The sequence below is a fragment of the Nocardia arthritidis genome (assembly GCF_011801145.1).
GTDB classification, from domain to species: domain Bacteria; phylum Actinomycetota; class Actinomycetes; order Mycobacteriales; family Mycobacteriaceae; genus Nocardia; species Nocardia arthritidis_A.
Window position 1 is genome coordinate 2,964,194 of sequence record NZ_CP046172.1, and the last position, 24,655, is coordinate 2,988,848.

Genomic DNA, 24,655 nt, shown 5'->3' on the forward strand with positions numbered 1-24,655 from the left:
CCGGGCTCTCCGAAGCTGCCTGTTCGCTGTCCACGGTTCTCCGTACTACACGGCGGCAGTTTGCTACAACAGTACATCACTTGGCGGCCGGCGCACGCCACGGTTTACAGCCGCTCGAACCCGGCCTCGGCGGCGACCTTCGCGCGCGTGCGCGAATTGCGGACGGCCCGTTGGCTACTCACCTCCAGCAGGACGAATACGACCACATATTGCAGACCACTGACGAGAGGCACCTGGTCGATCGGGAGGGTGTAGGCGAGCACCACCCGCACCACCGCATCCGCGATGAGACCGATGCCCCAGATGGCCGTGGCGAGCGTCATCGCCCGGCGGAAGGTGGTCGAGCGCAGCCAGCTGAGCTCGATTCGCTCGTGGATCGCGCCCGTCGTCATCGTCCGCGACAACTGGAAGTAGAACGGCGTGCGCAACAGGGTCGCGCATATCCACAGGCCGGCCGCGCCGGTGATCCAACCGTCTTTGGCCAGTGCGAAGCGGGGGCTGCCGGTGACGAACGACATCGCGACGCTCAAGGCCAGGATGCTGATGGTGAAGATCGCCATCGTGTCGATGCGCCGCTGGGTGGCGACGGTCCATCCGGTCCGGATGGCGGGCGGGATGACACCGAGCGTGACGGCCAACCACGGATCGACACCCGCCGCGCGCAGTGCGTAGTAGAGCGCGATCGGCGCGACCACATTGATCGCGATCTTCTCGAGCACGGCGCGGCGCGTATCCGGCGGCTTCGTCGTCGATTGCCGGTCCGTCGCGGATGTCGGTGCGTTCATCGGATTCCCTTTCGAATCGTGACGAAAAATGTTTCGTACGAATGAAATTAGGAGTCGGAAACGCTCGGCGGCATGACCTTGGCTCCCCGATCGGGGTGGGGCTGGCACCACCGTCGGCGGTAGGGCTCGGTGGCGGAGGCGCTTACGGGTTCAGCTCGCCGATTGTCGAATTGATCCCGGCGGCAATGACTTCCGCGTGCGGCGAGCGCATGATGCCGTAGTGGTCGGTGTCCAGGCACTGCCATGCGCTGGGCTCCGGCAGATGCATGTGCCAGGTGGCCTGCCACACCTGCGGCGTCGCGGTCGGCGTCAGCTCCGGGACCGGCCGGTCGGCGACCCAGAGCCTGCTCGGTGTCTGCGTCAGCCGGGGCAGCCGGTGATAGCTCATGCTCCGCAGGTTGGTGCGGCAGCAGCGGGCCAGTTGGTCCGCATACTCTTGGGTGCCGGGCCCTTCGGCGCTATCGAGCTCGTGCGCGATGATCGCCGCCAGCTTCGCCTCGTCGAAGTGCCGGAACAAGACGCCCGACGCGGGCGGCGGGGGATCGATGAGATGCAGTGCGCGCACGGGCGTTCCGGCCGCCTCCGATTCGGCGGCCATGCCGATGGCCACCCAGGCGCCGAACGACCAGCCCGCCAACTGCCAACGCCATTCGTCGTTCGGGAATCGCGTCTGCAGTGCGCCGTGATAGTTGGCCGCCCGCTCCGCCAGCGTCCACTGCGGCGAAACTTCTTGTCGCAGTCCGGGATCGGCGATGAGGCAGACGGTGAGCGCCGGATCGAGGGCGGCGGCGAGCGCGCGGTAGACCCGAATGTCACCGCCGATCGGATGGATCAAACACAGCACATCCCGGCCGGTGCCACGCTGCCACAGCTCCAGCGGAAATGGTTGACGCACTGACTCTTTCACGTATTCGAAAGTGTAGTCCGCCGACCCGAATCCGGCATGTGGGAAATTTCGGACGGGATAACCACCGGTGGCTCAGCGCGATCCGGCCGCGGCTGCCGCGATTTTGTGATCGGTCATGAGGGAGCCCGCGCCGGCTACGCCGACCGCGCCGATGGTCGCACCGTCCGATCGAATCAGCACGCCACCCGGCTCGGGCACCGGGAAATCCGGATCGGCGGGCCACGGGGCATCCGACAACAGGTGGCCGAGCAGTTGTCCCGGCGGCAGGATCGCGGCGAATTGGACGGTGTCGTATCCGAGCATGACCGCGGCGGTGGCCCTGCGCGGCGCGGAGTCGACGGTGCCGAGATGGGCATCGTCCATTCTGGCGAAGGCGACGAGGTTGGCCGCGGCGTCGACGACGGCGACGGCGATCCGCGCGCCGCGCTCGGCCGCCGCCTGCTTGGCCGCCGCGATCACCCGGTCGGCCTGTTCGAGCGAGATACTCATCGGCACGTCCTCTCGGTCGGAAATCGCTTGTGCGCCCGGCGGGGGTGGGTGAGGCTGCGGGGGTGAAGATGCACGCCGACCAATTGACAGTAACCCCGGCGACGGTGCGGGCGCTGGTCGACGAGCAGTTCCCGGCCTGGCGCGGGCTGCCGATCCGGGCGGTCGGGGGGACGGGGACGGTGCATGCGATCTTCCGGATCGGCGACCGTTTGGCGGCCCGGTTACCGCTGGTGCTCCGACCGGTCGAGGCGGCGCGGCAGGCATTGCTGGACGAAGCGGATGCGGCGCGGAAGTTGCTGGGCCGCACGCCTTTTCCGACACCGGAGCCGATCGCGCTCGGTGTGCCCGGCGCCGGTTATCCGATGCCGTGGTCGGTGCAGACGTGGGTGAGTGGAACCGTTGCCGCCGTAGCCGATCCGGGCGACTCGGTGGAATTCGCACTGGATCTGGCCGAGTTCATCCGCGCGGTGCGCGAGATCGGTACGGACGGGCGCGGATTCGGCGGGGGCGGTCGCGGCGGCGAGCTGCACGCGCACGACGAGTGGATGCGCACCTGTTTCGAGCGCAGCGCGGGCATGCTGAATGTCGCAGCGCTGCGGGCGATCTGGGCGCGGATGCGGGACCTGCCGCGCGGGGCTGCCCCGGATGTGCTGAACCACGGCGATCTGATCCCTGGCAATGTGCTGGTGTCCGGCGGTCGGTTGGCCGGGGTGATCGACGTCGGCGAGCTGGGTCCCGCGGACCCGGCGCTGGACCTGGTTGCGGCGTGGCATCTGCTGGATGCGGTGCCGCGCAGCGCCTTTCGCGCGCATCTCGGATGTTCCGACCTCGAGTGGGAGCGTGGCAGGGCCTGGGCGTTCGAACAGGCGATGGGGCTGGTCTGGTACTACGCCGAGAGCAATCCGGCGCTGAGCCGGATCGGCCTGCGCACGCTCGAACGGATCACCGAATGCTGAGGATCCAGCGGCCCTTGCCGGTCGATTTCGCTTCGTAGAGACCGGTATCGGCGGCATCGAGCAGTGCTTCGGCATGTGCGCCCGCGACCGCGGTGAGCACCGCGCCGATGCTCGCGGACAGGCGCAGCGGGTGGCCCGCGACGACGATCGGTTCGGCCAGCGCCGTCAGCAGCAGGTTCGCGATCGTGCGGATGCGGGCGTCGTCGGCGGGCGGCGGGATCAGGGCGACGAATTCGTCGCCGCCGATGCGGGCGATCATGCAGTCGCTTCCTCGCACACTGTCGCGCAGCCGGTCCGCGACCACGGCGAGTACCTGATCGCCGGTGCCGTGGCCGAACCGATCGTTGACCTCCTTGAAGTGATCGAGGTCGGCGAAGCAGAGGCCGATATCGTCCTCGCCCGCCGCCGCGATCGCCGCATCGATCCGTTCGAGCAGATGCCGCCGATTCGGCAGTCCGGTCAGCGGATCGTGGCGCGCCTGATGATGTAACTCGCCGATCAGCTGGGCGAGAACGCGATTGGCCTCCAGCAATCGGCCGACCAGCAGCGGCGCGGACGGACCTGCCGGAACCGGCACGCCGCCGGTGGTTCTCGGTCTCTGCTGGCGCTCGGATACCGGTGCAGCAGGTACGAACTCGTTCACCGCGGCCCCCATCATCGTCGTCACCGCCGGGCGATGCGCGCCGGCGATGCCATACCCTGTACAGCCCGTGATCCTGAAAAACTACCGCACGGAATGGCTTTCAGGAATGGCTGGAAGATCGCCGACGCGACGCGATTCGGTAAACGGTTGGGTTGCCGAGGGTTTCAGCTGCCGGGAAAACCGGGCGGCAGGGGTTTGAAATCGGCCATGAAGCGGGGCCCCGGCGAGAGACCGCGCAGGATCGCGGAGGTCCAGGCCACCGCCGGGGTCCAGCCGACGCCCGCGTTGACGACGTGTTCGGGCAGCGGGACGGTGTAGAAGCGCAGGTCGGCGCCGCGTTCCCAGTAGGAGTGGACGACGGGTAGCACGACGGAGGGTGGGATGAGTTCATCCCACATGCCGTGCCACCACAGGATCGGAGTGTCGGGGACGTATTTGCCGAGGCTGTTGTCCTGCAACACCTTCAGGATCTCCGGTTGGGTCTCCAGCGACTTGCCCGGCTGATAGTAGGCGCTGACGGGCCGGTAGAAGCCGGTGACCGCGGCGGTGTACACGCAGCGGTGGTGCACGTCGGCGACGAGCTGCTGCCCTTCGGGGGTGAGCAGGTCGTCGACCTCGAAGGCGTCCGGATATTCCTTGGCGAAGGAGGCCAGGCCGAGCCACATGGTGAAGCTGCTCAGCCCGGTGACTCCCGGCTGCGGCTTGGTCGCGTAGTCGGCCAGCATCCGCAGGTCGCCGGGGGTGCCGCCGATCGAGGTGCCGAGCAGGCGCACATCGGGCGCGTAGGTCTGGCGCAGTTCCGCCGCCCGGATCGAGCCGGAGCCGCCGCCGGAGTACCCGTAGAGCGCGATTCCGGAATCGGTGAGGCCCAGTGCCGCATCGTTTTTCGCGGCGCGCAGGCTGTCGAGGACCATCTTGCCCTCGTCATAGGTGTTGAAGGTGTTGAATTTGCCGTCGAAGTCGGGGATGTTGATGGCGAATCCCTGTGCCAGCCAGCCGACTACGAGCGTCGACTCCTTCATCGTGCCGACCTGCAGCGTGTAGGACGGATTGCAGGACGAGTCGCTGGAATCGATGGCCTCCTGGAACGACACCAGCGGGCGCGCGCTGCCCTGCCACGGAATTCCGGGGACGATGACGGTCGTCGCGGTGACGATCGGATTGTCGTAGATATCGTTGGTGCGGTACAGCAATTGCTTGGTGTACACCGGGAACGGAATGCCGAGCACTCGGGTCTGCACCTCGCGAGTGCGCACGATCTGCCCGGGCGCGTAGGAGGCGAGGTCGGCCGGATCGTCGTACCAGGGGTCCTTGTCCGGCGTCGGGATCGGCAGCATGTTGTATAGCTGCGGTTCGCTCGGCAGGTCCGGTAGTTGATTCTGGTCGGGCGGGAAATTCTGTGGGAAGGCCGAGACGACACCCGCACCGGATGTCGTAAGGCAGGCTGCCGAGCACAGCACCAACAGCCGATACAGCGTCTTCTTCATCGAAGCGTCCTTCATCAGGTCGGCCGCCGCATCACGGCCGTTGTACAGATCCATCACACGCGATTGTTTATCCGGTGCATACCGTCAAATCGGCAAAGCTGACGGTGCGGATTTGGCAAGATGCACAACCTACCGAGGTCGCTGACCTGCGGATTAGCCGCGATATGCCCGGCTTTTTTGTGAAATACGTCCGTGTCACCGAATGAGCCCGGTGCGTTTGACCGTGCTGAGGATGGGATGGGTCTCCACCGCGCTGTGGCCGGTCAGTGGGCCGAGGGTCGCGGTGAGGAATTCGTAGAGTCCGGTGCGGTCGGCCGCCGCGACGGCGATGAACAGATTCGAGGTTCCGGTGGTCGCGGCCGCGAAGCGGACCTGCGGGTGGGCACTGAGCGTGCTGCCGGTCCGCTCGAGCTCGGCGGGCGGCACCGTCAGCCAGAGCAGCGCGTCGGTTTTGATGCCGAGCAGCGTGAGGTCCAATTCCGTTGCCAGACGAATCATCTGGCCGTCCAGAATGGCGGCGACGCGGCGGCGGGCCGTGGTCGCGCCGATTCCGGCCCGCGCGGCGATGGCGCCGTAGCTCGCGCGCGCATCGGCGGTGAGCGCCTCGATGAGCGCCGCGTCGACCGGTTGCGGCGCAGCGGGTTTCACCGGCTCGGCGGGCGGGCGGAGCCGGGCCAGCTCGGCCTCGGTGAGCAGGCCGCCGGTCCATGCGAAGGCGGTCGGGAAGACCCGGATGAGCTGCTGGGTGGTCCAGGAGGTGACCGCGGCGGTGGCCGGAAGGTCGCGCAGCAGTAGCCCGTTGCGCGACGCGGCGTCGGCCAGGAACAGCACGACGCTGATTTCCTCACCGCCGCCGAGGATTTCGACCCACACGGTATCCGGCCGGTGCGCGAGCGTGCGCGCGACGGCGCCGATGGTGCTCGGGCGGCAGCGGATTCGCAGCGCGACGGGGGTGAGCTCGGGAAAACACAGCGGGTTGCGGATCGCGGTGGCGCGCAGGGTGCCGTCACCGTACAGCGGTGCCGCCCGGCGCAGCACCGTCCGCTCCGAGAGGTCGAGGCAGTCCGCGATGGTGCGCCACGACGCGCGCGGAGCGGCCAGCAGCGCGGCGGCGATGCGCTGCTCGATCTGGTCGAGGCTCTGTCGCATAATCGCCATTTTCGGCGGCATACAGTCCAGAAATCTACAAGCGGCTATGAAACACGTCGCGATTTCGGTGCCGCGTCGTAAACCGGACGTATGGACAACAGCATCGAACAGCGTCACGTGGTGGTCGGAACCGGGTCGGGCAAGCTGCGCGGGGTCGCCACCGGGTCGGTGGCCTTCCGCGGCGTCCCGTACGCGCGGTCACCGATCGGTGAGCTGAGATTCGCGGCACCGCAACCACATCCGGGTTGGACGCGGATCCGGGACGCCATCGACGCCGGACCCGCCGCGCCGCAGTGGCCGTCGCGGCTCGAGGCCGTGATGGGCACCCGGCTGCCGGATTGGTCGGAGCACGGCTGCCTGAACCTCAATATCTGGACGCCCGACGACGATTTCGGCGCGGCGCGGCCGGTGCTGCTCTGGTTCCACGGCGGCGGTTTCACCAGCGGTAGCGGCGGCTGGAACTGGTATGACGGCGGACGCCTCGCCGCGCTGGGCGGCATCGTGGTGGTGACCGCGAATTACCGGCTCGGGCCGCTCGGCTATCTGTATCTGCCCGAATTCGGCGCGGACAATCTCGGCACGCAGGACCAGGCCGCCGCGCTGCGGTGGGTGGTGGACAATATCGCCGCGTTCGGCGGCGACCCGGGGTCGATCACCGTCGGCGGTCAGTCCGCGGGGGCGTTCTCGGCGCTGGCGCTGGCCGCGGATCCGGGGACCGGGGGCATGGTGCGCCGGGTGATCGGGCAGTCCGGTCCGTGGGGTATGCCGCCGCAGGATCCCGGGGAAGCGGCCGGTGTCGCGGCGAAATACCTCGAGATCCTTGGTATTTCGTCGGACCGGCAGCGGTTGCGCGAGCTGCCGGTCGCCCGCCTGCTCGCGGCCTATGCGCGGATCTTGGCCGATAGCGCGCGGCCGGGCGGTATCGCGCCGCCGATGTATCCGGTGCGCGGCGGCGCGGGTCAGGCCGTCGGCTGGCCGGAGGCGCTGGCGAGCGGGGTACTGGCGGATAAGGACGTGCTGATCGGATCCACGGCCAACGAGGCATCATCCTTCCTGGCGCTGAACCCGATCATCCAAACCGCCGACCGCGATACCGCCGTTCGCCTGCTGGCCGAACAGGGCGGTGCGGCGCGGTACGACGAATACGTCGACCGCTATCCGGCCGCCGGACCGGCCGAACTGCTCACCGCGATCGTCGGCGATCTGCTGTGCGGTACCACGGATCTTGCGAATGGTCTTGTGGCACAGGGTAATCAGACCTATGTCTATCGGTTCATGCGCGGCCCCGCCGTCGATCCGTACGGGTTCGGTGCGGCGCACTGCGCCGAACTGCCATTCCTCTTCGGCACCTTCGAGAGCTATCCCAACGCCCCCATGCTCGGCACGTTCAGTCCGGCGGACCGGATTCTCGCGGCCGAATTCGGCGGTGCGCTGGCCGCTTTCGTCGCGACCGGAACGCCGAACGGGCCCGCGCTCGCGCCGTGGCGGCCCTACGCGACGGACGAGGCGATCAGGTACTTCCGGTCGGCGGGAGATCCCGACGCCGGGTGAGCGCCGGTTCGTCGGCGCCCGCGGCGAGTGCGGCGCGTACGCGCTCGGCGGTGCGAACCAGATCGTGACCGAAACGATCGAGGAAGCTGGCCATCTCGTCCAACCGGGTGCCCGCGGGAGTGGTCGCGCCGAGGATTTCGCTGCCGTCGCGGGCCGTCGCGGAGAGCACCCCCAAGATCCGGACCGAGACCAGGGTGGCGCGGAACCACGCATCGGCATCGAGGACGTAGTGGTCCGCGCGGCCGGAATGGCGCTCGCGCTGAATCAGATCTCGAATCATGAGATGGCGCAGCGCCTTCGAGATCGACGCCGGGCTCACCCGCAGCCTGCGGGACAGGTCGGCGGAGGTGAGCCTGCCGGAGTCGCTGACGAAGAAACAGGCGAGCACCCGGGCGGGCGTGCGCGGCATTCCGCCGTCGGTGAGCAGTGTGACGACGCGGACGGCGAATTCGTGCACGGCGGTCAGGTCTCGATCGAATCCGATTGGGATATCGATATTTTCCACCGCGGCCCGGCGCCGGTCGGTGCGCCGCGCGCGCCGCTTCGCGGCCAGGTGCGCCCACTCGGCGTGATAGCGGCCCGGACCGCCGTTGCGGGCGACCTCCCGGCTGATGGTCGAGGTGGGACGGTCGAGTTGGCGGGCGATCTCCGCGTAGCCGAGTCCCTCGGCCAATCCGGCCGCGATGCAGTCCCTGTCCGCGCTGGTCAACCTGCCGCCGGGCATCGCGCGCACCTCCCTCGCTCGCTGCCGCCAGTATGCGTTCATACACACACCATTGCAACGACGCCCTCGCCAATTGCTTTCATGCACATGACCGTTGCAATGACCACGGCGAATCTAGCTGCGACGGAACGGGAATCGGCGGCAGACTGGTTGAGTCGGCTGATGAAAGCGACGTAGCGTCCGACAGCGGTAGGCGTCGGCCGTGCGGGGGGTCTACGGACGACTTCGTCGACAGCGCCCATCAGGAGTTCTGGCCTCGGTACAAATAATTGAGGAGTCAATATGACTACAGCATCGCGAAGCGGGTCGGAGCCGGTATCGGTCATCTCGGGTCTGCCGCTCGACCGGCAGGCCGATCGGCCGTTCGACCCGCCCGCCGAGCAGACTCGGCTGCGTGAGCGAGAACCGTTGGTCCGCATGGATTTTCCGGATGGTCACCGCGGTTGGCTGGCCACCGATCACGCGACGGTGCGCGCCGTGCTCGCCGATGCGCGGTTCAGTTCGCGAAGTTCGTTGCAGCACTCGCCGTTCGAGGGCATCGCGCCGCTGGAGCTGCCGCCCGGCACCTTCATCCGCTACGACCCGCCCGAACACACCCGGTTCCGAAAGCTGCTGACCGGCAAGTTCACCGTGCGTCGGATGCGGCTGCTCACCGAGCGCATCGAGGAATTCTCCGCCGAACGGCTGGACGCGCTGGAGCGGCGCGGCGGGCCGGTCGATCTGGTGACCGAATTCGCCCGCCCCATACCGGAAATGGTGATCTGTGAGCTGCTCGGCGTGCCGCGGGCCGACCACGACCGATTCCGGACACTTGCCGCGGCCAAACCCGGCGCACCGGCGAAGGAGGTAATCCAAGAGCGCCTGGCTCGGTTCACCGATATCGGGACCTACATCCGCCATCTCGTCGTCAGCAAACGCGAGCGGCGCACCGACGACCTGCTCAGCGATCTGACCGAGAGCGACCTCACCGAGGACGAGTTGGCGGGCGTCGGCGGCCTGCTGCTGGTGGCAGGGCTGGACACCACCGCGAATATGTTGGCGCTGGGAACCCTTGCGCTGCTGCGGAATCCGGAGCAGCTCGCGCTGCTGCGGGCGGATCCGGACCTGATCGACGGTGCGATCGAGGAACTGCTGCGGTACCTGAGCATCGCGCACACCATCGGCCGGGCCGCCCTCGCGGATGTGGAAATCGCCGGGAAGGTGATCAGGGCCGGTGAGACGGTGCTGCTCTCGGTGCAGGCCGCCGATCGCGACAGCACTCGGTTCGCCGACCCGGACACCCTCGACATCCGTCGAAACCCGGTGGGGCACTTGGCCTTCGGGCACGGCGTGCATCAGTGCCTCGGCCAGCAGCTGGCCCGCACCGAGATGCGGGTGGCCTTCCCCGCGCTGCTATCCCGGTTCCCGGGGCTGCGTCTCGCCGTCGCGCCGGAGCGGATCGGATTCCACGGGCCCTTCGAAATCGGTGGCGTGCGCGAGCTTCCCGTCACTTGGTAAGGATTGTCGATGCGAATTATCGCGGATCGCGAAATCTGTGTCGGCGCGGGAATGTGCGCCCTGACCGCGCCGGAAAACTTCGACCAGGACACCGACGAGGGCAGGGTGCTCGTCCTCGACGAGAATCCGGCGCCGGATCGGCAAGAGGCGGTACGCCAGGCGGTGCTGGCCTGCCCATCGGGTGCCATCACGATCGAGCAATAGGCCCGCCCGAACCCGCCGACCGGCCTACACTGCGAATATTCCGTAGGGCCCGAGTCACGGTAGGTCGCAATGGTTTCCACGGTGATCGCCGGGGCCGGTATCGGCGGGCTCAGCGCCGCGCTCGCATTGCGCGCGGTCGGCGTCGAGGTCGTGATCCTCGACGCCGCGACGGAACTGCGCCCGCTCGGCGTCGGCATCAACCTGCTGCCGCCCGCGGTCGGGCGGCTCATCGAATTAGGCCTCGGCGCCGCGCTGGACGAGATCGCCGTCGCCACCGCCGAAATGGCGCATTTCGACCGGCACGGCAATTTCATCTGGTCGCAGCCGCGTGGATTGGCGGCGGGGGCGAGCTGGCCACAGTATTCGGTGCACCGGGGGTCGCTGCAGCACATGCTCTACCGCGCGGTGCTGGAACGTCTCGGACCGGACGCGGTGCGCACCGGCACCGCGGTGCGATCCTTCACCCAGCATCAACGCGGGGTGAAAGTGGTTGTGGCGGTGCGTGGTACCGAGCAGCGCATCGAATGCGACGCGTTGATCGGCGCCGACGGCCTGCATTCGGCGGTGCGCGCCCAGCTGTATCCGGATGAGGGCAGGCCGCTGTGGTACGGAATGCGGATGTGGCGCGGCGTCGGCCGGGCCGAACCATTCCGGACCGGGCGCACCGTCGCCATCGCCGGTGACAACAAATCGGCCAAGCTCGTGGTCTATCCGATCGCCGTGGAACTCGACGAGCACGGTATGGCCCGGACCAACTGGGTGTGCGAGGTCGCCGATCCGGCCGCCGAGCCCGGCCGGGCCGACTGGAACCGCACCGGCGCTCTCGCGGATGTCCTTCCGTACTACGCGGATTGGCGTTTCGAGTGGCTGGATGTGCCCGCGCTGCTCGCCTCCGCGCCGCGCATCCTGGAATACCCGATGGTCGACCGGCAGCCGCTGCCCGCGTGGACCGAGGGACGGGTGACGCTGCTCGGCGACGCGGCGCACCCGATGTACCCGATCGGCTCGAACGGCGGCACCCAGGCGATTCTCGACGCGGCCGCGCTCGCCGAGGCGTTCGCCGGGGAACCGACGCCGGAGAAGGCCTTGGCCCGCTACGACAGCGTGCGCCGCGAACCGGCCAACGCCATCGTGCTGGCCAATCACGACATGCCCGCGGACCGCATTCTGCGCGCCGTCGCCGAGCGCGCACCCGGTGGATTCGAGCGCATCACCGATGTGCTCACACCCGACGAGCTCGCCGAACTCGACCGGGCGTATCGGCAGACCTCGCCGACCGACCGCTGACGAATCCGGCGCCGCGGGCCGCCGAGGGGGTAGTTTCCGACACGGCGTGCGATATCGGAAAGGTCGACAATGCTCCGATTTTTCATACTCGGATTCCTTGCCACCGCGGTGCTGCTGGTGGGGGTGGCCGCGGCGATCGGGTCATGGGCGTGGTGGGTGCTCGTCGCGCTGCTGGTGCTGCTGCTCTGCGTGGGCGTCTATGACATGGTGCAGAAGCGGCATTCGGTGCTGCGCAACTATCCGGTGCTCGGGCATATGCGGTTCCTGCTGGAGGGCATCCGCCCGGAGATTCAGCAGTATTTTGTGGAACGCAACTTCGACGGTCGCCCCTTCGACCGCGACGTGCGCACCATGATCTACGAGCGGGCCAAGGGAATTCACGGCGAGCTGTCCTTCGGCACCGAACGCGATGTCGAGCAGGTCGGCTACGAATATCTGGTGCATTCGACGGCGCCGGTGCCGGAGCCGAAGACGCCGCCGCGGGTGCTGATCGGCGGCCCGGACTGCACCAAGCCGTATTCCATGTCGCTGCTGAATGTTTCGGCGATGAGCTTCGGCGCGCTGTCGGCGAACGCGCTGCGCGCCCTGAACCGGGCGGCCGCGATGGGTGGTTTCGCGCACGACACGGGCGAGGGCGGGCTCACCCCGTACCATCTCGACGGCGGCGGAGATCTGGTGTGGGAGTTGGGTTCCGGCTACTTCGGCACGCGCACCGCCGACGGCGCCTTCGATCCGCACCGCTTCACCGAAACCGCGGCGCGCGAACAGGTGAAGGCCATCTCGATAAAGCTCAGCCAGGGTGCGAAACCCGGGCTGGGCGGCGTGCTGCCCGCGGCCAAGGTGAGCGCGGAGATCGCGGCCTATCGCGGTGTCCCCGCGCATACGAAATGCGTCAGCCCGGCGGCACATTCGGCCTTCCACACACCGCGTGAGCTGATCGCGTTCGTCGCGCGGCTGCGCGAATTGTCCGGCGGTAAGCCGGTGGGCTTCAAGCTGTGCGTCGGATCGCGCATCGATGTGCTCGCCATCTGCAAGGCGATCCAAGCCGAGGGCATCGCACCGGATTTCATCGTCGTCGACGGCAAGGAGGGCGGAACCGCGGCTGCCCCACTGGAATACGAGGACAATGTCGGCCTGCCGCTCACCGACGGGCTGATGACGCTGCACAACGCGCTGGTCGGCACCGGCCTGCGGGACCGGATCCGGCTCGGCGCCAGCGGCAAGGTGGCCACCGGAACCGATATCGTCAAGCGGCTCATCCAGGGCGCCGACTACACCAATTCGGCGCGCGCCATGATGATGGCCGTCGGCTGTATCCAGGCTCAGCGCTGTCACACCAACAAATGCCCGGTCGGTGTCGCCACCCAGGATCCGCGGCGGGCGCACGCGCTGGACGTCGCGGACAAATCGGTGCGCGCCCAGCGCTATCAGGAGGCGACGGTGCAGCAGGCCGTGCAGCTGATGGCATCGCTGGGAGTGGGTGAGCCCGGCGAGCTGAACCCCCATATGCTGCGCAAGAAGATTTCGCCGACGGTGGTGCAGTCGTATGCGGAGCTGTACGAGTGGCTCGCCCCCGGTGAGCTGCTGAGCGATCCGCCGCGCGGCTGGCGCATGGACTGGGCCGCGGCGGACCCGGATTCGTTCCGGCCGATGCCCGGTAAAGCATAGGAAGGGCGAATCGCCGAGAACGGGGGACACGTCCTATGAATTCTGGCCCGCTAAGGTTCCGTCGACATGCTCGCGCCCGGCCCGGGTCAGCCGGACCGGACAACACCGAGGGGACAACGGTGACAACGACCGCGGACCGGACGGCGACGCCCTTCCGGGATTGGCTGCTGGAAGGCGCCACCGACGAACGCTATTCGCAGCATCCGGGTCCGATGCGCAAACCGGGTGATGCCGAACACGAGCATTCCTGGTGGAAGGTGATGTGCCTGACCGGCGTCGACTACTTCTCGACCCTGGGTTATCAGCCGGGTATCGCGGCGCTGGCCGCCGGCGTGCTCTCACCGATGGCGACGCTGGTGCTGGTGGCGTTGACGCTGCTCGGCGCGCTGCCGGTATATCGGCGGGTGGCGAAGGAGAGCCCGCACGGCGGCGGTTCGCTGGCCATGTTCAGCCATGTGCTGCCCCGCTGGACCGGCAAGATCTTCATCCTGGTGCTGCTGGGTTTCGCGGCGACCGACTTCGTCATCACGATGACGCTGTCGGCCGCCGACGGTGCGGCGCATATCGTGGAGAACCCGTATGTGCCCAAGGCGTTCGACCATCACAACCTGCTGATCACGCTGGTGCTGCTCGCACTGCTCGCGGCGATCTTCCTGAAGGGTTTCGCCGAGGCGATCGGTATCGCGGTCGCGCTGGTCGGCACCTATCTGGCGCTGAATCTGGTGGTGGCGGTCGTCGGGCTGTACCAGGTGCTCAGTGCCAGCGGGCTGGTGGTGGATTGGACGCATGCGATGACCGCGCAGCACGGCAATGTGCTGGCCATGGTCGGCGTTTCGCTGCTGGTGTTCCCGAAGCTCGCGCTCGGCCTTTCCGGATTCGAAACGGGCGTCGCGGTGATGCCGCAGATCAAGGGCGCGCCCGGTGATTCGGAGGACAATCCGGTGACCAGGATCGCGGGCACCCGCAAACTGCTCACCACCGCCGCGCTCATCATGAGCACCTTCCTGGTGGTCACCAGCTTCATCACCGCCGTCCTGATTCCGGAGAAGGAGTTCCAGCCGGGCGGCGCGGCGAACGGGCGGGCGCTGGCCTACCTGGCCCACCAGCACCTGGGCGATCTGTTCGGCACCGTCTACGACCTGAGCACCATCGCGATCCTCTGGTTCGCGGGTGCGTCGGCCATGGCCGGGCTGCTCAACCTGGTGCCCCGCTACCTACCCCGTTACGGCATGGCGCCGGAGTGGGCGCGCGCGGTGCGGCCGCTGGTGCTGGTGTTCGCGGTCATATCCTTCGGCATCACTTGGTATTTCGACGCCGACGTCGATGCGCAGGGCGGCGCGTACGCCACCGGTGTGCTGGTGCTGATCACCTCCGCCGCCGTCGCCGTGACGATCTCGGCGGTGCGAAAAGGCGAGCACCGCAAGGTGATCGGCTTCGGCGCGGTCTCGGCGGTATTCGTGTACACCACCATCGCGAATATTTTCGAGCGGCCGGAGGGTGTGCAGTTGGCCTCGCTGTTCATCCTCGCGATCATCGTGGTGTCGTTCGTGTCCCGGGCCCGGCGCTCGTTCGAATTGCGGGCGCTGGAGGTGACATTCGACGACGCGGCGGCCGCGATGATCGATGAGGCCGCGGCGCAGGGCATGATCCGGATCGTCACCCACGATGTGGATCAGCGTCAGCCGGAGGAGTATCTGGAGAAGGCGGCCGAACAGCGGATAGAGAGCCACATCCCCGACGACGCGCCGATCATGTTCCTCGAGGTGATCGTCGGCGACGCATCGGATTTCAGCACCGAGCTGCGGGTCAACGGAATCGAGGTGGGTGGCTACCGCATTCTGAGCGTCGAGGCCACCGCCGTCCCCAATTCGATCGCCGCCATTCTGCTGGCCGTCCGGGATCGCACCGGGCTGGAGCCGCACGTGTATTTCGAATGGACCGAAGGCAATCCGCTGGTGAACCTGCTGAAGTTCATGTTCGTCGGCGAGGGCGAGGTGGCGCCGGTGACCCGGGAGATCATCCGGCGCGCGGTGCCGAATCCGGCCGAACGGCCGCACGTGCACGTCGACAGCTGATCCGAACCGCCGAGTGCGGCAACGGTTATCCCGAGCGGTCGGGTTTCGGCATTGCTACCATCGGGATGCCGCGCGGGATGGGGGTAGCCCGGTGGCGCGGACCGGAGGGGTGCGGTGGACGACGGCGCGCGGGCCAGGCTGGCGCGGGCATGGTGGCAGGAACTGGCCGAGGTGTCCTATCTGCCGATGCCGGCGCGCGCGGCCCGGCGGCTACTCGCCAGGCTGGTAAGCGATTTCGCGGCCGCGCTGGCCGCCGAACCATTCGACGCCGACGCGGGTGCGCCGATCGGGGCGGCGCTGGTCGAGGCGCGGCTCACCGGCGCACCGGTGCTCACCACCTCGGCGCGGGTGCTCGCGGAGCTGGCCGGGCCCGATGCGGCCCGATTCGCCGCGCTGCTCGCGGCTTTCGGGCGCGGCTACGGGGAAGCGTTGCAGCAGCGGCGATTTCGTGGCCGCGATGCGCTGGCCATGGACCAGGCGCGCCGCGCGGCCGAGGAACGGTTCCGGGTGGTGTTCGACAATGCGGCGGTCGCCATCGCGGTGGGCAGCGTCGACGGCACGGTCGTCGACGCCAATCGCGGGCTCGCCGATATGGTCGGCGTGCCGGTCGACTGTTTGCGCGGCCGTTCGGTATATGACTTCGCCCATCCGGACGATCGCGACGAGATCCGGAAACTGGTGTACGAGAAGCTGATTCCGGCGGGGGAGGGCACGGTGAACATGGAGCTGCGCACCGTGCGACCGGACGGCGGCCATGGCTGGGTCACCTTCGCCGTCACGTTCGTGCGGGGGATCGGCCGGGATGACGATTACCTGCTCGCGGTCGGCGTCGACAGCACCGAACAGCACCGGATGCAGGACGAACTGCACCGGCAGGCGCGCAACGACCCGCTGACCGGCCTACCGAACCGGCGTCACCTGTTGGAGCGAATCGAACTGCTGCTCACCGGGAACGGCGCGGAACGGCTCGGCCTGTGCTTCATCGATCTCGACGGGTTCAAGGACATCAACGACCGCTATGGGCACGGCGTCGGCGACCGGTTGCTCGCCGCCGTCGCACAGCGGTTGTGCGAAAGCGCCGCCCCGCAAGACGTTCTGGTGGCCCGCATCGGCGGCGACGAATTCGCCGCGCTGATCCCGCCGCCCGCCGACGACGACCGGGTCGCCGCGGTCGCCGAGGCCATGCTCGCCGCGCTGGCCCGGCCGGTTCCGGTCGGCAACAAGTTGCTGCGGGTCACCGCGAGCATCGGCGCGGTGACCGCGAGAGCCGCGGGCACACCGGCGGAATCGTTGTTCGACGCCGCGGATACCGGGCTCTACCAGGCCAAGGCGGACGGTAAGAGCCGCTGGGTGCGCAAACCGGGCCTTTCTGCGCCGTGCGGTGACCTACCTGGTGGCCGAGGCCGGTATCACCCAGTTTCTCGACCTCGGTTCGGGTATTCCGACGGTCGGCAATGTGCACGAGGTGGTGCACGCGCACGATCCGGCGGCCCGCGTCGTGTACGTCGACATCGATCCGGTGGCGGTGGCGATGAGCCGCATGATGCTCGACGGAAATCCGGCCGCCACCGCGGTCCGCGGCGATGTCAACGATATCGACGCGGTGCTGCGCGATCCGGAGGTCACCGAAATGCTCGACTTCGACCGGCCGGTCGCGGTGCTCGCGGTGGCGCTACTGCATTTCCTGCCCGATACCGCCCGGCCCATCGAAACCATTGCGCGCCTGCGTAATTCATTGGCATCGGGCAGCTATCTGGCGATCTCGCACGCCGGGAACGAGGGCCCGCCGGACCAGATGGCCGCCGCGCTGGAGCTCTACCGCCGCACGCCGACTCCGATGGTGCTGCGCTCGCGCACCGAAATCGCCGCTTTCCTGGCCGGATTCGAGCTGGTCGAACCGGGTCTGGTGTATCTGTCGCAGTGGCGGCCCGATCCGGACGATATCGTCGAGGTGCGCGATTTCGACGGCTATGTGGGGATCGGGCGCGTGGCGCGCTGAGTTGCGTTACCGCACTTGACGTTTGGTGATCACCACCGGCTTCGTCTCGGTGGGGATCGCGTCGAATGCCGACCGGGGGACGCCGAAGGCGGCGGCGAGGACCTCGCGCGGGACCGCGTTGAACGCGCCGACGATGCCGATATCGTCGTTCGGTTCCTTTGCGCTGGTGTTGAATACGACCAGCACCTCCAGCGGTGCGGTGGCGTCCGGATTTTCGAAGTAGTGGAAGAAGCCCTGCGGCGCGAAGACCAGATCGCCCTTGCCCGCGTCGAAGACGTCGTTGCGGTAGCCGCCGTCCGGATGGGTGCCGAGGATGGTCCAGCGCGCGGTGCCGGAGATCACGAAGTTCAGCTCCCACGCGGTCGGATGCCAGTGTGGTTCGCGCACGCCGCCCGGTTCGAGCCGGACGAAGTACACCGATCCGCTCTGCCCGGCCAGCACCGGGAAGTTGTCCTCGTGCGCGCCCTGCAGGGTGCCGCCGTCGAACCGGTTGGGTTCGGTGGCGGTGAGGTGGAACAGGTGGGGTGCGGTGTTGAGGTTGTCGTCCAGCGCGGCGGTGTTGGGGAGTTGATCCGCCGCGGCGGTCGATGCGTCGGCGACCAGTGCCGCGCCCACCGCGGCGCCGCCCAGCGCGGCGGCGCCGGCGCCGAGTAGCGCGCGCCTGTTCGGTTGGGCCGCAGTGTTTTCCGGTGTCGAATCGGTGGTCATATGCGGCGTCCTCCATTTTCCGGGTATGCGCGGAGAATCGGGTTCAGGTTATCGGTAGGCTATCGATGTTCGGCCGTTTTACGCACTGCCATTGTCCGCGAGTTCCGGCGGGTATGCGCGATGGTCGTCATCTTTTCAATCGGAAGCGTTCGACAGTGCTGAACGCCGGAAACGACGCGTAAACACTGGGTGCGGTTTCGCGTATCGATCTGTACATCGACCGGCCAGAAGCCGGGCCGGACCGGTTCACCTGACCGACCGATGATCATCGTCACGGCTAATTCTTGGCGAAGTGGCTTTACGGTGTACTCCAACTGGACGTATGACCATTACTGTGGCTGCGCCGGTCACTCGAAATCCCTCGGGGGTACACCCGAAAGTTCCAGGAAGAAGCACGTCAATGAAACGCAATTTCCGCACGCCGCGCGCCGTCGCGGCGATCATGGCAGCCGCGATCGTCGGGATCGGGTCGAATGCCGCGGTGGCCATGGCGGATCCGGGTAACGGTGTCGGCTCGCACGCGTCGGACACCGTCGGCTACGGCCCGGAACTCACCGACGAGGCGGCCGCCTTCGCCTACGGCCTGGCCAATCCGGATGTCGCTCCGCAGGGTGCGAACAACTGGTCGTGCCGCCCCGACGCCACCCACCCGCGCCCGGTCGTACTGGTGCACGGCACCTGGGCCAGCGCGTACGGCGCGTACGCGTACATGTCGCCGCGCCTGGCCAAGGCTGGATACTGCGTCTTCACCTTCAATTACGGCCGGGCCGACGCGCCGGGCGCCGGGTTGGTGCAGCCGACCATCGGCGCCACCGGCTATATCGAGGATTCCGCCGCGCAGCTGGCCGCCTTCGTCGATCGCGTGCGCGCCGTCACCGGCACCGCGCAGGTCGACGTCATCGGGCATTCGCAGGGCGGTGTGGTGATCCGGCAGTACCTGAAGTTCAACGGCGGCGCCGACGCGGGCGATCCGTCGCGCAACAAGGTGAAGAAGGTGATCACCTTCGGCGCGACGAACCACGGCACCACGCTGAGCGGATTGGGCAGCCTGCTGGGCGTTTTCAAGAATGCGGGCCTGGACCTGAGCGCGCCGACCGAAACGCTGATCGGCCACGCCGGCATCCAGCAGCTCATCGGCTCGCCGGTGCTGACCGAGCTGAACGCGGGCGGCGACACCATGCCGGGCGTCGAGTACACCATCGTCGCCGACCGCTACGACGAGGTGTCCAGCCCGTACACCCGCACCTACCTGCAGGCGGGTCCGGGCGCGCAGGTGCACGACGTATTGCTCCAGGACGGTTGCGATCTGGACACCTCCGACCACAACTCGATGATGTTCTCGCCGCGCGCCACCTCCATCGCACTGCAGGCGTTGGATCCGGTGGGTCACCCGAATCTGGTGTGCTCCCTCAACCCGTGGTTGCTCTGAGTCGATAGTTCGAATCGCCCGTGCCGGAATATGTTCCGGTGCGGGCGATTTCGGCGGTCTATCCGGCGGCCAGCCCGTCGAGGACGATGCGTAGATTGCGTTGCCACTGGTCGGAATCGGCGGTAAGCCCCAGCGTGTGCTCGCCGCTCGTCGCGCCCGCCAGCGCGAAAGCCACGTCCGCCCAGGCGATATCGGCGCGCATCGCGCCGGCCGACTGTGCCCGCTCGACCATGGCGCGCAGTTTGCCGCGCAGGTCGGCGAGTGTGCGCTCCAGGCAGGGTTCGGCGCCCAAAGCCGCTGCGACACCGCAGCTTTCGGCGCGCAGCCGGGCGTATTTCGTGGCGAATCCGGTGAATCCGCGCCAGGCGTCGGGGTCGGCGAGTCCGTCGTCGGCGGCGGCGAGTATTTCGTCGAGCACCTCCTCCAGTACGGCCCGCAGCAGCGCCTCGCGGGAGGAGATCCGGCGGTAGAAGGTGCCTTTGCCGACTCCGGCCCGCCGGGCGATCTCCTGCGCGGTGACCTCGACGCCGATCTCCGCGACGGCCTCGCGCGTCGCGGCGACGAGGCGTTCCAGATTGCGGCGGGCGTCGGCCCGCGGCGGGCCGTCCTGCTCCGCCAGCAGTCGATCGATCGCCGTCGTTGCGGCGTCGCGTGCGCTCATGACCGGCAAGCCTACCAAGTGGACTCTGTGGGTCCGGTTAGCGTAGCGTGCTTAAGCGGACCACATGAGTCCGCTTATTTCGAGGAGGAGCAATGGCGGATCCGATTCGCGTCGGCATCATCGGGGCCAATCCGGAGCGGGGCTGGGCGGTGCGCGCGCACATTCCGGCGCTACAAGCGCTGCCGGATTACAAGATCACCGCGGTCGGCACCAGCAGGCCGGAAAGCGCAAGGGCCGCCGCGGAATTGGTGGGCGGCGCGCACGCGTTCACCGATCCGCGGCAGCTGGCCGAACATCCCGACGTCGATCTGGTCGCGATCACGGTGAAGGTGCCCGCGCACGCGACGCTGATCCGCGCGGCGCTCGCGGCGGGAAAACACGTCTATTGCGAATGGCCGCTGGCCCTGACCACCGACGAGGCCGTCGAGCTGTCCGGTATGGCCGCGGCCGCGGGCGTTCGGCATGCCGTCGGATTGCAGGCCCGGTACGCCCCGGAGATCCGGCGGGCCCGCGATCTCATCGCCGAAGGCTATGTGGGGGAAGTGGTTTCGGCCACCGTCTACTCGCCGCGCGGCAAGGGCGCCGGCACGACGGTACCCGGCTGGGTGGCATACACCCTGGACGAGCGCAACGGCGCGGGCGTGCTGGAGGTGGCGGGCGGGCACACCCTCGACGCCGTGCGGTATCTGGTGGGCGATTTCGCCGAGGTGTCCGCGCAGCTGTCGATTCGGCACCCGCACAACACGATCGCGGAAACCGGCGAGCGGATCGCGGTCACCAGCCCGGACCACGTGCTGCTTACCGGCGCGCTCGATGGCGGTGCGGTGATCTCGGCGCATATCCATGACGCGAAGCTGACCGACGATCCGACCCGCGTCGCGATCTCCGGCACCGAGGGCGATCTGGCCATCGTCTCCGATGCGCGCCCACTGGGCGGCATCCAGATGAGCGAGCTGCGCCTGTTCGGTTCCCGCGGCGTACACGGAACCTGGCGGGAACTAGGCGAAAGAACCGGTCTCGCAGCGGAACTCGGCACCGAACCACGGAATGTGGCCGGGCTCTACGCGGCGCTGGCCGAGGATATCCGCACTGGTGCGCATACGGTGCCCACCTTCGCGGACGGGGTTCGCGTGCATCGGCTGCTGGACACGATCCGCCGGTCCGCCGAATCCGGTCGTCGGCTGAGCGCCCGCTGAAACCTTGGGCCACAAGGTATTTCGCTCGGTCGCGGCGCGTTGGTGGCGGACCGGGCGGTAGCGGGCGCGAATATGAAAATGGGCGTCGTTTGCTTCGCGAGATCAGTCGAATTTCGCGAACCGGGCGGGCCCGCGCCATTGTGGAAAGACAATAAATCGCGCCCCAGGGGATGGTGGAAACCCTGGGGCGCGACCGGGTGGATTTGCTACTTCTGTGCGTTGTTGTAGGCGGCGACCACATCCGCGGAGATTCGGCCACGGGCCGAAACCTTGTGGCCGTTCTTGCGGGCCCATTCACGGATTGCCAGCGACTGGTCCCGATCGACCGTGGAGCGGAAATCTTTCCCGGCGCCACGGGTCTTCGTCTTGAGACGGCCGGTGCGACGGGCGTTGTCCGCCCACGGCTCCAGGGCGGCGCGCAGCTTGCCCGCGTTCTTGGTCGACAGATCGATCTCGTAGGCCACGCCGTCGATTGAAAAGTGAACGGTCTCGTCCGCCTTCGATGTGCCGTCGAAGTCGTCGACCATCGTGACGGTTACTTTCTTGGCCATGAGGCAGTCCTTAGGGTAGGTGCGGGTATTTCCTTCGAATGCTAATGCGGATACCCAATTATTCCAAATCCCATTCAATCGAGTTTGCTATGGCCGGTTGTGGATTTTGCAATGCGGCGGATTCTTTCGGTTCCGCGGCCCGGTTCGCGCTCCGGCCATACGCTGGCTGCATGGTGAACCAGACCAGTACGCAACCGTCCCGCAGGCACGACCACCCCTTCGTGCCGTACGCACCGCCCCGCCTCGATCAGACCGAGGGCATCCTGCGCGGCGAGACCTTCCACGAATTCCTCGAAACCCGGCGCAGCGTGCGATTCTTCGCCCCGGATCCGGTTCCGCGCAGGATGATAGAACTCGCCGTCGCGGCGGCGAATACCGCACCGTCCGGCGCGCATCACCAGCCGTGGAAGTTCGTCGCGGTCGCCGATCCAGCGGTGAAACACCGGATTCGCGTCGCGGCCGAAGAGGAGGAGCGGATCAACTACGAGGGCGGGCGGTTACCCGAAGCCTGGCGTGCGGCATTGGCGCCACTGGAGACCAACTCGGACAAGTCCTATCTGGATGTGGTTCCGTGGATCGTGGCGGTTTTCGCGGAGAAGAGCACCCCGCAACCCGACGGTTCGCTGCGCAAGAACTACTACGTCAACGAGAGCGTCGGCATCGCGTGCGGAATGTTCATCGCCGCGCTGCATTCCATGGGCCTCGCGACGCTCACCCATACCCCCAATCCTATGGGCTTCCTCTCCGAGATTCTGGGGCGTCCGGGTTCCGAACGCCCTTACATCCTCTTCCCGGTGGGCTATCCCGCGCCGGATTGCGAGGTACCGGATCTGAGCCGTAAGCCGCTGCGGGCGGCATTGGAGTTCTACCCGGAATAGCCTCAGCCGAAGAGCCCGCCCAGTATTCCGCTGTTTTCTCCGGCGCGTTCCCCGCCGCCCGCGCCGCCGATGATCCCACCGGTGGGAACTTCGGACGGTTGCACGATGACGAATCCGTGGCCGGAGAACGACAGCGTGATTCCCTCACCGGTGCTGCGCCCGATGAGCCTGCCGAGCCCGAACGAATCATTGCGTTTGATTCCGGTCTGCAGGCTCGACGACCAGGCAACCGCGGCCTGCGGATCGGCATAGGTCGGCTGATCGACGTTCAACACCACCGGATGGCCGTGCGTGGTGATGGCGATGCGGCCGCGTCCGGTGAAAACACAGTTGAAAAGGCCCGCATTACTGGTGAATCCGGCCGCGCCCTGCACCATGCGGATGTTATAGGTGAGCGTCGGGTCGAAGGCGAGCACATTGGCGCCGTTGATGGTGAGTCCGTCGGTGCCGTCCAGATCGATGATGTGCACATCGGTGGCGGCATTGGCGAGGAATAGATCGCCGCGGCCGGACACCTTCATCAGCGGCACGCCCTCACCGGTGAGCCGCTGCTGAATCGCCCGTCCGATACCGCCGGCGCCTAGCGCCTGGAAATGCAGATCGCCCTGGTAAGCGACCATCGAACCGGCGCGGGCCATGACCTCGCCATTGAGCCCGACGCGAATCATCTTGCTGCCCTGCACCTGAATGCCGGCGCCCGCGACCTCGGCGTGCTTCTGGGCGAATAGTTCGCTCTGCATGGGCATGGCTCCTTGCTGGAATGCGGGCTGGGCGGGTGTCGGGTATGGGGGCGGTGCACCGTATGCGGGTGCCGCCGGATTCGGGACCGGAGGGTATTGCCCGGCCGGTGGATTGGCAGGAGGGTATTGCCCGGGCGGCGGATATGGGGCACCCGGCGGAATCTGCGACTGTGGAATCCGCGCATGCGGAATCGGTGCCTGTGGATTCTGCGCGCCAATGGGATTCGGCGTGCCGGGCGGAACCACTGCCTGCGGATTCGGTGCCGCAACCGGATTCGGCGGCGGCGCGGGTTCCGGCTCGTCGTCGACGTTCACCCCGAATGCGGTGGCGATTCCGGCCAGACCATTGTCGAAACCCTGGCCGACGGCCCGCACCTTCCACGCACCCGCGCGGCGGTATATCTCGACGCATACCACCGCGGTCTCGGTGGTGAGCCCGGTCATCGGGAAAGCGAGTGCGCCGGAATCGGATTCGATGGTGGCCCGCAGCGTGCCGACGCCCGCGAAGGTCGCGGGACCGCTGCCGTCGAGGCTGGCGGTGATCACCACCTTGTCGATATCGGCGGGCAGCGCGGAGGTTTGTACATCGACGACGTCACCGGCGCCGCGGCCGTGCCGGTAGACGACGCCGGGGCCGACCGGTTGGTTGAAGAAGATGAAATCGCCGTCGGACCGCACCTTTTCGTTCGCGCCGAGCAGCAGCGCCGATACGTCGACACCGGCGGAGCAGGTGACGGTGATCGAGAGCCGGTCGGCTGGAGCCGGGCGATTCTCGCCGCGGGCAAGTGTCGTCACGATAGACCGTCCCCCTGCTGGTGGAATTGTCCAATTCTCCAACGGTTCACCACTCAAGTGTGTCCCGTGTGCGCGCGGCGCGTCCACTTGCCCCCTCGGCCCTGTGTCGAAGTCCCCGGTACGAACGGTTCGGTCTGGTCCAGCATGCCGCGCTGGCTTTACAATTCGCAGGTCGGATGCTCGCGAACTCCGCGGTGCAGCGGATTTCGGCTCCTGGATCGCGAGCGCGCGGGCCCGGCGCGAAGTAGGCTCGGTGTGTCGAATCATGCCGCGACA

General features: G+C 67.6%; 22 protein-coding genes and 1 pseudogene. 12 read left to right on the top strand and 11 right to left on the bottom strand.

The window, feature by feature from the left end; translation table 11 throughout:
* Positions 1 to 104 precede the first annotated feature (104 nt).
* From F5544_RS13050 to F5544_RS13060, 3 genes are all read right to left on the bottom strand, one after another.
* Positions 105 to 785 carry a VC0807 family protein gene (locus tag F5544_RS13050; protein WP_167473446.1) on the bottom strand — a complete coding sequence of 227 codons (681 nt, stop codon included), beginning with the start codon at positions 783 to 785 and terminating at the stop codon, positions 105 to 107.
* Between the two features lie 142 nt (positions 786 to 927).
* A complete protein-coding gene (locus F5544_RS13055; protein ID WP_167473447.1) occupies positions 928 to 1,692 on the bottom strand; it encodes a thioesterase domain-containing protein in 765 nt (254 codons plus the stop codon).
* Positions 1,693 to 1,764: 72 nt separating this feature from the next.
* A complete protein-coding gene (locus tag F5544_RS13060; protein ID WP_167473448.1) occupies positions 1,765 to 2,181 on the bottom strand; it encodes a GlcG/HbpS family heme-binding protein in 417 nt (138 codons plus the stop codon).
* Positions 2,182 to 2,249: 68 nt separating this feature from the next.
* Between F5544_RS13060 and F5544_RS13065 the strand changes: the two genes are divergently transcribed.
* Positions 2,250 to 3,137 (top strand): aminoglycoside phosphotransferase family protein, encoded by an 888-nt coding sequence (locus F5544_RS13065; RefSeq protein WP_167479155.1) that lies wholly within the window; start codon positions 2,250 to 2,252, stop codon positions 3,135 to 3,137.
* Here F5544_RS13065 and F5544_RS13070 read toward each other — a convergent pair.
* From F5544_RS13070 to F5544_RS13080, 3 genes are all read right to left on the bottom strand, one after another.
* Positions 3,124 to 3,780, bottom strand: a complete 657-nt coding sequence (locus F5544_RS13070; protein ID WP_238847221.1) for a GGDEF domain-containing protein — start codon at positions 3,778 to 3,780, stop codon at positions 3,124 to 3,126. The two genes, F5544_RS13065 and F5544_RS13070, sit on opposite strands and share 14 nt — an antisense overlap.
* 164 nt (positions 3,781 to 3,944) lie before the next feature.
* A complete protein-coding gene (locus F5544_RS13075; protein WP_167479157.1) occupies positions 3,945 to 5,267 on the bottom strand; it encodes a lipase family protein in 1,323 nt (440 codons plus the stop codon).
* Between the two features lie 195 nt (positions 5,268 to 5,462).
* Positions 5,463 to 6,425, bottom strand: coding sequence for an Lrp/AsnC family transcriptional regulator (locus tag F5544_RS13080; protein WP_174867328.1), 963 nt, complete (start codon positions 6,423 to 6,425; stop codon positions 5,463 to 5,465).
* Positions 6,426 to 6,506: 81 nt separating this feature from the next.
* On the opposite strand from F5544_RS13080, the gene F5544_RS13085 reads away from it, so the two are divergent.
* Positions 6,507 to 7,967 (top strand): carboxylesterase/lipase family protein, encoded by a 1,461-nt coding sequence (locus tag F5544_RS13085; RefSeq protein WP_167473449.1) that lies wholly within the window; start codon positions 6,507 to 6,509, stop codon positions 7,965 to 7,967.
* Here F5544_RS13085 and F5544_RS13090 read toward each other — a convergent pair.
* Positions 7,927 to 8,733 (bottom strand): GbsR/MarR family transcriptional regulator, encoded by an 807-nt coding sequence (locus tag F5544_RS13090; protein WP_238847222.1) that lies wholly within the window; start codon positions 8,731 to 8,733, stop codon positions 7,927 to 7,929. The genes F5544_RS13085 and F5544_RS13090 overlap by 41 nt on opposite strands.
* 240 nt (positions 8,734 to 8,973) lie before the next feature.
* Between F5544_RS13090 and F5544_RS13095 the strand changes: the two genes are divergently transcribed.
* The 7 genes and pseudogenes from F5544_RS13095 to F5544_RS46320 all read left to right on the top strand — a co-directional run bounded on the left by F5544_RS13095 (position 8,974) and on the right by F5544_RS46320 (position 17,421).
* Positions 8,974 to 10,188, top strand: coding sequence for a cytochrome P450 (locus tag F5544_RS13095; protein WP_167473450.1), 1,215 nt, complete (start codon positions 8,974 to 8,976; stop codon positions 10,186 to 10,188).
* A gap of 9 nt (positions 10,189 to 10,197) precedes the next feature.
* Positions 10,198 to 10,392, top strand: coding sequence for a ferredoxin (locus tag F5544_RS13100; RefSeq protein WP_167473451.1), 195 nt, complete (start codon positions 10,198 to 10,200; stop codon positions 10,390 to 10,392).
* Positions 10,393 to 10,461: 69 nt separating this feature from the next.
* Positions 10,462 to 11,679 carry a flavin-dependent oxidoreductase gene (locus tag F5544_RS13105; protein WP_167473452.1) on the top strand — a complete coding sequence of 406 codons (1,218 nt, stop codon included), beginning with the start codon at positions 10,462 to 10,464 and terminating at the stop codon, positions 11,677 to 11,679.
* Positions 11,680 to 11,748: 69 nt separating this feature from the next.
* Positions 11,749 to 13,347: an FMN-binding glutamate synthase family protein gene (locus F5544_RS13110; protein ID WP_167473453.1), complete on the top strand. Its 1,599-nt coding sequence runs from the start codon at positions 11,749 to 11,751 to the stop codon at positions 13,345 to 13,347.
* Positions 13,348 to 13,559: 212 nt separating this feature from the next.
* On the top strand, positions 13,560 to 15,422 hold the full coding sequence (locus F5544_RS13115) for an amino acid transporter (RefSeq protein ID WP_238847441.1): 1,863 nt from the start codon (positions 13,560 to 13,562) through the stop codon (positions 15,420 to 15,422).
* A 468-nt stretch (positions 15,423 to 15,890) separates the two neighbouring features.
* A pseudogene (locus F5544_RS46315) lies at positions 15,891 to 16,712 on the top strand (diguanylate cyclase domain-containing protein); the annotation flags it as partial.
* Positions 16,713 to 16,815: 103 nt separating this feature from the next.
* Positions 16,816 to 17,421 carry an SAM-dependent methyltransferase gene (locus tag F5544_RS46320; RefSeq protein WP_238847223.1) on the top strand — a complete coding sequence of 202 codons (606 nt, stop codon included), beginning with the start codon at positions 16,816 to 16,818 and terminating at the stop codon, positions 17,419 to 17,421.
* A gap of 6 nt (positions 17,422 to 17,427) precedes the next feature.
* On the opposite strand, the gene F5544_RS13130 is transcribed toward F5544_RS46320, so the two are convergent.
* Positions 17,428 to 18,129: a cupin domain-containing protein gene (locus tag F5544_RS13130; protein ID WP_167473455.1), complete on the bottom strand. Its 702-nt coding sequence runs from the start codon at positions 18,127 to 18,129 to the stop codon at positions 17,428 to 17,430.
* A gap of 400 nt (positions 18,130 to 18,529) precedes the next feature.
* Here F5544_RS13130 and F5544_RS13135 point away from each other — a divergent pair, with 400 nt between their 5' ends.
* Entirely contained in the window at positions 18,530 to 19,558 is a 1,029-nt protein-coding gene (locus tag F5544_RS13135) for an esterase/lipase family protein (protein WP_238847224.1), read from the top strand.
* Between the two features lie 58 nt (positions 19,559 to 19,616).
* Here the strand turns inward: F5544_RS13135 and F5544_RS13140 are convergent, their stop codons facing one another.
* Positions 19,617 to 20,219, bottom strand: a complete 603-nt coding sequence (locus F5544_RS13140) for a TetR/AcrR family transcriptional regulator (protein ID WP_167473457.1) — start codon at positions 20,217 to 20,219, stop codon at positions 19,617 to 19,619.
* 92 nt (positions 20,220 to 20,311) lie between these two features.
* On the opposite strand from F5544_RS13140, the gene F5544_RS13145 reads away from it, so the two are divergent.
* A complete protein-coding gene (locus tag F5544_RS13145; protein ID WP_167473458.1) occupies positions 20,312 to 21,415 on the top strand; it encodes a Gfo/Idh/MocA family protein in 1,104 nt (367 codons plus the stop codon).
* A 206-nt stretch (positions 21,416 to 21,621) separates the two neighbouring features.
* On the opposite strand, the gene F5544_RS13150 is transcribed toward F5544_RS13145, so the two are convergent.
* Positions 21,622 to 21,966, bottom strand: a complete 345-nt coding sequence (locus F5544_RS13150; protein WP_167473459.1) for a histone-like nucleoid-structuring protein Lsr2 — start codon at positions 21,964 to 21,966, stop codon at positions 21,622 to 21,624.
* 170 nt (positions 21,967 to 22,136) lie between these two features.
* On the opposite strand from F5544_RS13150, the gene F5544_RS13155 reads away from it, so the two are divergent.
* Positions 22,137 to 22,844 carry a nitroreductase family protein gene (locus tag F5544_RS13155; protein WP_167473460.1) on the top strand — a complete coding sequence of 236 codons (708 nt, stop codon included), beginning with the start codon at positions 22,137 to 22,139 and terminating at the stop codon, positions 22,842 to 22,844.
* Positions 22,845 to 22,846: 2 nt separating this feature from the next.
* Here the strand turns inward: F5544_RS13155 and F5544_RS13160 are convergent, their stop codons facing one another.
* Positions 22,847 to 24,379, bottom strand: coding sequence for an AIM24 family protein (locus tag F5544_RS13160; protein WP_238847225.1), 1,533 nt, complete (start codon positions 24,377 to 24,379; stop codon positions 22,847 to 22,849).
* Positions 24,380 to 24,655: the final 276 nt, after the last annotated feature.